This is a genomic window from Nonomuraea sp. NPDC050691, assembly GCF_040654455.1.
Lineage (GTDB): Bacteria > Actinomycetota > Actinomycetes > Streptosporangiales > Streptosporangiaceae > Nonomuraea.
Genome location: NZ_JBFAIA010000259.1, coordinates 1 through 8,601 on the forward strand (window position 1 = coordinate 1; position 8,601 = coordinate 8,601).

The window sequence follows — 8,601 nt, forward strand, 5'->3', positions numbered from 1 at the left end:
TGGCCCTCGGCGTGGCGGGGGCCCCAGGTGAGCGTGCGGGCCTGGGTGGCCAGGGCGCGGGCCAGGCACCCGTCGCCGGTGGCCGTGGCGACGGCCTGCTCGGCGGCGGCGATGGCGCCGGCCTCGTCGTCCATCTCGTACAGGTAGTAGGCCAGCCGCTCGTTGACCGCCGAGGTGGGCGGCAAAGCGCGCAGCTGGGCTACGGCCCGGTGGTTGTCGCCGCTGTCGGAGGCCATGACGGCGCTGCGGAAGGCCAGCGAGGCCCGGCTCTCGCCGGCCAGCGCCTCGGCGTCGGGCACCCGCTCCCAGAGCGAGAGGGCCTGGTCGTAGTGGCGGTGCGCCTCGGCCGGCGCGCCGACCCGCTCGGCCAGCCGGCCGGCTTCGGCGGAGGCGGCCAGGGCTCCGGCGAGGTCGTGGCCGGCCAGGTGGTGGTGGGCCAGCTCGGCGGGCGAGGTGAGCAGCCGCGCGAACGCGGCGTGCAGCCGGGTGCGCTCGCCCGGCAGCAGGTCGGTGTAGACGGCCTCCTGGAGGAGCGCGTGGCGGAAGGCGTAGCCGTAGCCGTCGACGCGGAGCAGCCCGCGCGAGACGATCTCGCGTACGGCCTCCTCGAAGTCGGCGAGCGGCAGCCCGGAGACCTCGCGCAGCAGCTCGTCCTCGACGCGCCGCCCGGCCACGGCGGCGGCGCGCAGCACGCTCTGCCCCGGTTCGGACAGCACCTCGACCCGCGACAGCAGCAGGCTGGCCAGGCCGTCGGGCAGGCTGTCGCCCTCGGACATGGCGGCGAAGAGCTCCTCGGCGTAGAACGGATTGCCGTCGGCGCGGGCGACGATCATGCCGAGCTCCTGCGCGGCGACCTCGCCCATGGTGGCGACGTAGTCGGACATCTGGCCCGTGTCGAGCGGCCCCAGCTCGACCGCCGTGACCGTGGGCAGCCGCTTCAGCTCGGCCAGCACGGACCGCAGCGGGTGGCGCCGGTGGAGGTCGTCGGTGCGGTAGGTGCCGACCACGCAGACCCGCTCGCTCTGCACCATCCGGCTGAGGAACACGAGCAGGTCGCGGGTGGAGCGGTCGGCCCAGTGCAGGTCCTCGATGACGAACAGGACGGGCTGGATGCCCGCCAGCAGCCCCAGCAGCGACCCGAACAGCCGCTGCTGCGTCAGGCCGGCCGACTGGGCGCTCTCGGCGCCGGGCAGCAGCTGCCCGAGCAGCGGGTGCGCCTCGGCGGCCTCGCGCACCGCGGGCTCGGCGCCGCGCAGGGCGTCGGCGAGCGGGAGGTACGGCAGGGCGTCGCCGAGCTCGGCGCACTGCCCGGACAGCACGTGGAAGCCGCGCTCGCGCGCCTCGGCCACCAGCTCGGTCGCCAGGCGCGTCTTGCCGATGCCCGCGTCGCCGCCGATGAGCGCGACCCCGGCGGTGCCGGCCGCGGCGGACTCCAGCACGCCGACGAGCCGCGCCAACTCGCTACCGCGACCCACCAGGAGACCCTTCACGTTCAGCAACTATGCCACGACCCGCCGACACTCATTGGCCCACCTCTACCGCCCGCCATTGGCCTTCATATCTATAAAAGGCCGCCTCTACGCTGATATTTCATGATCAGTTGGTCGACGTTCGTGTTCTTCGCCGGCGCCTCCCTGGCCCTCGTGGTCATCCCGGGCCCCAACCATCTCTACATCGCCGCCCGCGGCCTCGCCCAGGGCAGAGCCGCGGCCCTGGCCAGCGCGTTCGGCGTGGAGACGGGCACGCTCGTGCACATCGCCGCCGCGGCGGCCGGCCTGTCGTATCTGATCACGAAGTCGGCGACGCTCTTCGGGATCGTCAAGTGGGCCGGGGTCGCGTACCTCGTCTACCTGGGCGTCCGCGCGCTCACCTCGAAGGAGGAGGCGGCCGGACGGGCGTTGCGGCCCCAGCCGCTGCCCAAGGTCTTCCTCGAAGGGGTGGTGGTCAACGTGCTCAACCCCAAGGTCACGCTGTTCTTCCTGGCGCTCCTGCCGCAGTTCGTGGACCAGCGCGCGGGCTCGCCGGCCCTGCAGATCGTGGTGCTCGGGGTCACGCTGCTCACGTTCGGCCTGCTGTCGGACATCGTGTACGCGCTCACGGCCGGCGCACTCGGCACCCGGCTGGCCCGCCGGGCCCGCACCCTGCGGTACGTCAGCGGCGTGGTCTACCTGGGGATGGGCGTGGTCACCGCGTTCACCGGGAGAAAATGACGGCATGGCGCCCAGGAAGCAGCAGGAGATCTTCGACGCGACGCTCCGGCTGGTCGCCGAGCGGGGCTACGACGGGCTGACGGTCGAGGGCGTGGCCGAGCGGTCCGGCGTGAACAAGACGACGATCTACCGCTGGTGGCCGTCGAAGGCCGCGCTGCTCGGGGCGGCGCTGGTGGAGGCGGACGTGCTGGGGTTCGATCCGCCCGACACGGGCAGCCTGCGGGGCGACCTGGTCGCGCTGGTCGAGGGCATGGCGGCCCTGCTGACGCGGCCTCCGGCGCGCGACATCGCGCTCGCCGCGCTGGCCGCCGCCGTACGCCATCCGGAGCTGGACGGGCGGCGCTTCTTCGCCGACCGGTTCGCGCGGGAGCGGCCGGTGTTCGAGCGGGCGGTACGGCGGGGCGAGCTCAGCCGGACGGCCGACCCGATGCTGGTCGTGGACCTGCTGGCCGGGGCGGTGTGGGTACGGGCGGTGTTCCGTGGGCAGCCGGCGACCGGCGGGTTCGCGGAAGAGGCGGTGTCGGCGGTCCTGGACGGGCTGGCGGCCTCACAGGTCGCCCGGTAACAGTCCTGGACGGGCCGGCGGCCTCACAGGTCGCCCGGTAACGGTCCTGGACGGGCCGGCGGTCCGTTCCGCGGCTACTGCGCCTCCGCCAGGGCGGCCGGGATGCGGTCCAGCACCGGGTGGGGCGCCAGCCCGTACGCGTAGAAGTCGACCGCCGCCGCCCCCGCCGCCTTGGCCCCGCGGGCCTTGGCCACGAGCCGGTCGGCCGAGTCGCTGTCGGGGTGGCCGGGCCGCAGCACGGCCCGCACCTCGCGGTCCTTGCCGACCGAGCGCAGGTAGGCGCCGACGTCGTCGGCCACCCGGGCCGCGTCGCGGGCGTAGGCGAGCACCCCGAAGGCCGGCACGAGGTCGCCGAGCGCGACCAGGTCGACGCCGAGCTGCCAGGCGTCGTGCGCGGCGAGGCCGGGGGTGGGCAGCCCGTCGGTGTACCCCTTCACCGCGCCGGTGGAGTCGACGAAGACGAGCCTCGCCCCTTCGGCGTCGACGGCCGAGGCGACCTCGGACACCAGCGTCGTCACGGTCTCCGACCGGGCCCGGGCGTAGGCCACGACCTCGGGACCGGCGTAGGCGGTGAGCGCGGCCCGCGTCACCTCGCCCTGCGCGGGCGGGTCGCCGTCGAGGACGCGCCCGACGATGCCGGCGCACTCCTCGCGCGCCGCCTCGGCGTTGACGCCCAGGTCGGTGGCGCGGCGCATGCAGTAGTCGCAGAAGCAGAGCCCGAACAGGTACGTGTCCATCGGCCCGAGCGGCACGAACGAGCGCTGCGCGCGCAGCGGGTTGAAGTGCAGCGCCTCGGCCACCACGCTCTCCACGCCGAGCCGGGCGACGGACCGGGCGAGGGCCACGGCGTAGTCGCGCACGTCGGGATGCGCGGGACACAGGTCGGCGGGCGAGCCGCGGTCGCCGAAGCAGTCGCGCACGGTCACGTCCGGGTGGCGGACGCCGAGCGTCGCGTTGCGCAGGAACACCGTCCAGCCGTGCAGCTTCAGTCCGCGCCGAGCGCACGCGTCGGCCAGCCCGTCCAGGACGTCCGGGTGGCCGGTCGGCGGCTTGAGCCGCAGCCCGGCGAACAGCTCGGGCGGCGGCGTGAAGTGGGCGGCGTCGTGGCGGACGGTCAGCCGGGACAGCCCGTGCGGGGTGACGTCGCGGCAGGCGTGGTGCACCGCGCCGACGGTGACGCCGGTGACGCCGTAGCCGCCGATCCTGTCGAGCACCCGCTCGACGCCTTCACCGCGCAGATCCTCGACGAAGACGTACACCGAACTGTCCACGAGCCGACCTTACAGTTCCGTCCGGGCCTCGCAGTGCCGCCTAGGCGCTCTTGTGCGCGACGAAGTCGATCTCCACGAGGATGTTCATCAGGTCCGAGCCGACCGTGGTCCGCACGGGGTACGGCTGGGTGAAGTAGGACTTGTAGACCTCGTTGAAGGCGGCGAAGTCGCGCTGCAGGTGCTGCAGGTGAACCGTCGCCTTGATCACGTCGTCGAACCCGAGCCCGTGGGCGGCGAGGATGGCGCCGAGGTTGCGCATCGTCTGGTGGGTCTGGGCCGCCACGTCGTCGCCGACGACCTCGCCGGTCTCCGGGTGCAGCGGACCGGCGCCGGAGGTGTAGACGAAGTCGCCGACGACCAGGCCCTGGGAGTAGGCGCCGACGGGCGCGGCGCCCTCGGTGCTGCGCAGCTCCTTCTTCATGCGTGCTCCTCAGAAGAGAGTGGTGATCTCGCCGACGATACGGTAGTCACGGTCGACGACCGGCAGCGCCCGCCACTTGTCGAACGCGGTGCACGGGTGCGAGATGCCGAACGCGAGCAGATCACCGGGGCGCAGCCCGTCGGCCTGGACCATCGTGTGCTGGTCCTGCATCCGCAGCACCGTGACGCCGCCCCGCTTCGGGACGGGCAGGCCCTCGTCGTACGGGGCGTCGCGCTTGCCCATGCCCACGACGGCCAGGCCGGGCTCGGGGGTGGACAGCACGTGCGCCCAGACCTCCAGCGCGGGCCGCAGCTCGCCCTCGACGCGGTTGAACGGGGTGCGCTCGCGGTAGTAGCCGTCGTCGTGGGTGACGTAGGCGCCGCTGCGCAGCACCACGGTGGCCTTGGTGGCGACGAGCTCCCTGCCGATCACGTCGAACCACTGGCTGCCGCCGACGGTCAGCACGGGCCGCCTGAGGCGCACGTGCTCGACGGCGTCCTGGAGGGCGCGCAGGTAGGCGCGGACCTCGTCGGCGCCGGCCAGCCCGCCCTCGTACCCGGCGATGCCGGCCAGCTCCACACCCGGGCTCTCCTGGACGTACCGGACGACCTCCAGCAGCTCCTCCAGCGACCGGCAGCCGGCCCGCCCGCCGTGGTGGCCCAGCTCCACGAGCACCCTGAACGGCCGGGGGCCGGCGTGCTTGGCGAGGATGTCCACGCCGGCGGCGGAGTCGGCGAAGCTCAGCAGGTCGAATCCGGGGTCGCGGGCCAGCTCGGCGGCGGCCCACGCCAGGCCGGCCGGGTCCACGAGCTGGTTGGCCACGACGATCCGCGCGGCGCCGAACGAGCGCGCCGCCATGGCCTGCCGCGTCGTCGCCACGGTCAGCCCCCAGGCGCCCGCCTCCAGTTGCCGGGCGGCGATCTCGGGCGACATGTGGGTCTTGGCGTGCGGGGCGAGCTCCATGCCGTGGTCGCGGGCGAACGCGGCCATGGTCGCGATGTTGTGCTCCAGCGCCTCGCGGTGCACGACCATCACGGGGAACGGCAGGCCGCCGTCGAAGATCGAACGGCCGATGGCTTCCTGCACGACGTCTCCTCTTTCCCGGTTCCTGATGCTCGTCGGGGTGGGTGTCAGCGGGAGCGCAGCGCCCGGCCGGGCGTGGCTCCGGTCGGCTCGCCGGCCGCCAGCACCGGCACGCCGGACACCAGCACGTCGTCCACCCCTGTCGCGAGCGTACGGGGCGAGTCGTAGGTGGCGCGGTCGGCCACCGTGGCCGGGTCGAACACCACCACGTCCGCCGCGAACCCGGCCCGCAGCAGCCCCCGGTCCGCCAGCCCGAAGCGGCGCGCCGGATGCGCGGCCAGGTGGACGGCGGCCTGCTCCCACGTCCAGTCGCCCAGCTCGCGCACGTGCGTGCCGAGGAAACGGGCGAACGCCCCGAAGCCGCGCGGATGCGGATGACCGCCCACGTAGATGCCGTCGGAGCCTCCGGTCTGCGCGGGGTGGCGCAGCATCCGCCGGACGGACTCCTCGCCCTCGGGCCCCTCGTCCGGCCGGGCCGACACGCAGCCGGCCTCCAGCCGGGTCTCGACGAGCAGCCGCCGGCAGAACTCGGCCGGCTCCACGCCTTCCCGCTCGGCCGCCTCGACCATGGTCAGTCCCTCGGCCCACTCCAGGCCGGGCGCGTGCGAGACGGTCAGCCGGGGCCAGGTCTGCGCGAGCCCGGGCCACCAGGCGTCGAGCTCGCCGGAGCCGAGCATCTCCAGGGCCCGGCCGGTCTCGGCGGCGGGCACGTCGGGCGGCAGCACCACCATCGCGAGGATCGTGCTGCCGCGCAGGTACGGGTAGGTGTCGAAGGTCAGGTCGACGTCCGCGGCCAGCGCCTCCTCCACCAGCGGCAGCAGCACGTCGGCGGGCCCGTGCAGGTGGGAGACGTGGACGGCCGCGCCGGAGCGCTCGGCGATCTCGTTCACCTCGGCCATGCCGACCCCGGCCCGGTTGCCGTAGGCGCGCATGTGCGTCACGTACGGCAGGCCGCCGAGCGGCGCGCACAGCGCGGCCAGCTCCTCGGCGGCGGCGTAGCGGCCGGGCAGGTACTCGAGGCCGGTGGACAGCCCGACGGCGCCCTCCGACAGGCCGCGCTCGACCCGGTCGAGCATCGCGGCCAGCTCGTCGCGCGACGGGGCCTGCGGCGAGGGGCCCATGACGTCGTAGCGGATGGTGCCGTGGGGCAGCAGGTACGCGGTGTTGAGCGCGGCGGCCCGGTCGTAGGCGCGGAGCAGCCGGTCCACGCTCAGCGGGCCCTGCTCCAGGACGCCGGGCAGGGGGCCGTTGACCGCGGCGAAGTAGCGGGCGGCGTAGGCGACGGTGCCGGCGGAGCCGGGGGCGTACGAGAGGCCGTCCTGGCCGAGCACGAACGTGGTCACGCCCTGCCGGAGCGCCGCGAGCTGCACGGACGGGTCGAAGACGGTGGCGTCGCCGTGGGCGTGGCAGTCGACGAACCCGGGCGAGACGAGCCGGCCGGTCGCGTCGATCACGGTGGCGGCGCCCGCGCCGTCCAGCCGCCCCACGGCCGCGACCCTGTCGCCGGTGACGGCCACGTCGGCCCGGTACGGCGGGGCGCCGGTGCCGTCGAGCACCCGGCCGCCACTGATGATCACATCGAATGCCACCCAAGGATTAAACCCGATCTCCCCTCCCTCCTGCTCGACGGACTTTCGAGGGAGGGGAGAAGGGTGGCGGCGTCAGTCGATCGTGCGGGAGGACTCCCCCGAGCAGGAGACGTCCGGACGGATCGGGTGCTCGGCGAGAACGGCTCGGGCCTGGGCGCGGGCGAGGTTCCAGCCGTTCCACGGGTCCGCGTCCTTGAGGTCGTTGGCCGCCACCACGTCCGCCAGCACGCAGCTGCGTTGCGGCTCCGGCAGCCGGTCGAGCGCCGGCACCGCCTCGGCCCCCAGGTCGCCCAGGTAGTCGGAGTCCATCTTGGCGACCCCGCGCACCGTCACCTGCGTCTGCGCCACGCGCAGGTCCGGGTTGACGAAGGCGAAGCCGGCCAGGGCCACCCCGGTGACCAGCACGGCCGTACGCGGGAGCCAGGCGGAGCCGCGGCCCGCCAGCCGTACCGCCCCGGCCAGCAGCACCAGCGCGAACACCGCGCCCAGCCACCACAGCGTCGCCTGCACCGACAACCGCAGCCGGGACAGCCCGTACGCGTCCGTGTAGAGGGCGAGCCGGTGCAGCGCGGAGGCGAGCACCACCAGGGTCAGCGCGCACAGCACCCCGAGCTGGCCGGCCAGCAGCCAGCGCTCGCGCCGCCCCACGCGCAGCACCCCGGCGGCCACCGCGACGATGCCGAGCACGAACACGCTGACCACGACGAGCTGGAAGAACCCCTCCCTGGCGTACTCCGCGTACGTGAGCCCGGCCGTCCTCAGCACCCACGCGTCGCCGCCGAACAGCGCGGTGATCTGCACGGCGACGAACGCGGCGAACAGCAGGTTCACGGCCGTCAGCGGCAGCAGCCACACGCTGCGGCTCACGGTCAGCTTGACCTCGGGCCCGGCCGGGTCATTGACGGGCCGCAGCGCCACCAGCACCACGGCCGCCAGCAGCACGGCCACGACCGCGAAGAGGAAGACGCGCAGCGGCAGCGTGTCGGCCCAGTCGGGGGTGGCGGTCAGGCGCCGCACGTACGAGGCGAACACGCGGTCGGCCGAGGCGAACAGCAGCCCGAACACCCCGACCAGCACGGCCGTGAGGCCGAGCCCGGCCAGCACCGGCAGGATCCGCCGCCGGGCGGTGAGCCTCTTCAGCGGCTCGGCCAGGAACCACGGCACGGGGGGCAGCGCCAGCAGCACCGACAGCACGCCCCTGATCGCGCCGATCCAGCCGAGCCCGGCCCCGGACACGGCCAGCGCCGCCAGCGCGAGCCCGGCCACGAGCAGCACGCCGACCAGCCAGTCGGCGTCGCGCACGGCCGCCATGGAGATCAGGGTGTACGCGACGAGGGCGTACGCGCCCGTCCATGGCGTCAGACGGCGCAACCGGGTGGCGCGGATGCTGGCCGCCGAGAAGAAGCGGGTCGCGCGGGTGGTGCTGGGCGTCGAGATCTACGACATCCAGTGCGGTGACGGC

The 8,601-nt window shown here is 74.3% G+C and carries 8 protein-coding genes; 2 read left to right on the forward strand and 6 right to left on the reverse strand.

Annotated features, from left to right (window positions below; all coding sequences use genetic code 11):
• A partial coding sequence (locus AB0H81_RS42220; RefSeq protein ID WP_358387349.1) for an AAA family ATPase occupies nt 1–1,475 on the reverse strand: 1,475 nt, incomplete at its 3' end.
• 117 nt (nt 1,476–1,592) lie between these two features.
• Here AB0H81_RS42220 and AB0H81_RS42225 point away from each other — a divergent pair.
• Together AB0H81_RS42225 and AB0H81_RS42230 are read left to right on the forward strand one after the other, a co-directional pair.
• Nucleotides 1,593–2,210 carry a LysE family translocator gene (locus AB0H81_RS42225; protein ID WP_358387352.1) on the forward strand — a complete coding sequence of 206 codons (618 nt, stop codon included), beginning with the start codon at nt 1,593–1,595 and terminating at the stop codon, nt 2,208–2,210.
• A gap of 4 nt (nt 2,211–2,214) precedes the next feature.
• Nucleotides 2,215–2,775: a TetR/AcrR family transcriptional regulator gene (locus AB0H81_RS42230; protein WP_358387355.1), complete on the forward strand. Its 561-nt coding sequence runs from the start codon at nt 2,215–2,217 to the stop codon at nt 2,773–2,775.
• A gap of 74 nt (nt 2,776–2,849) precedes the next feature.
• Here AB0H81_RS42230 and AB0H81_RS42235 read toward each other — a convergent pair whose 3' ends face one another.
• The 5 genes from AB0H81_RS42235 to AB0H81_RS42255 form a co-directional block, all read right to left on the reverse strand.
• On the reverse strand, nt 2,850–4,046 hold the full coding sequence (locus tag AB0H81_RS42235; RefSeq protein ID WP_358387358.1) for a hypothetical protein: 1,197 nt from the start codon (nt 4,044–4,046) through the stop codon (nt 2,850–2,852).
• A 40-nt stretch (nt 4,047–4,086) separates the two neighbouring features.
• Nucleotides 4,087–4,467 carry a Rid family detoxifying hydrolase gene (locus AB0H81_RS42240; protein WP_358387361.1) on the reverse strand — a complete coding sequence of 127 codons (381 nt, stop codon included), beginning with the start codon at nt 4,465–4,467 and terminating at the stop codon, nt 4,087–4,089.
• Nucleotides 4,468–4,476: 9 nt separating this feature from the next.
• Nucleotides 4,477–5,553: an alanine racemase gene (locus tag AB0H81_RS42245; protein ID WP_358387364.1), complete on the reverse strand. Its 1,077-nt coding sequence runs from the start codon at nt 5,551–5,553 to the stop codon at nt 4,477–4,479.
• A gap of 44 nt (nt 5,554–5,597) precedes the next feature.
• Nucleotides 5,598–7,139, reverse strand: a complete 1,542-nt coding sequence (locus tag AB0H81_RS42250) for an amidohydrolase family protein (RefSeq protein ID WP_358387367.1) — start codon at nt 7,137–7,139, stop codon at nt 5,598–5,600.
• A gap of 72 nt (nt 7,140–7,211) precedes the next feature.
• Nucleotides 7,212–8,510 (reverse strand): DUF4173 domain-containing protein, encoded by a 1,299-nt coding sequence (locus tag AB0H81_RS42255; RefSeq protein ID WP_358387370.1) that lies wholly within the window; start codon nt 8,508–8,510, stop codon nt 7,212–7,214.
• Nucleotides 8,511–8,601 lie beyond the last annotated feature (91 nt).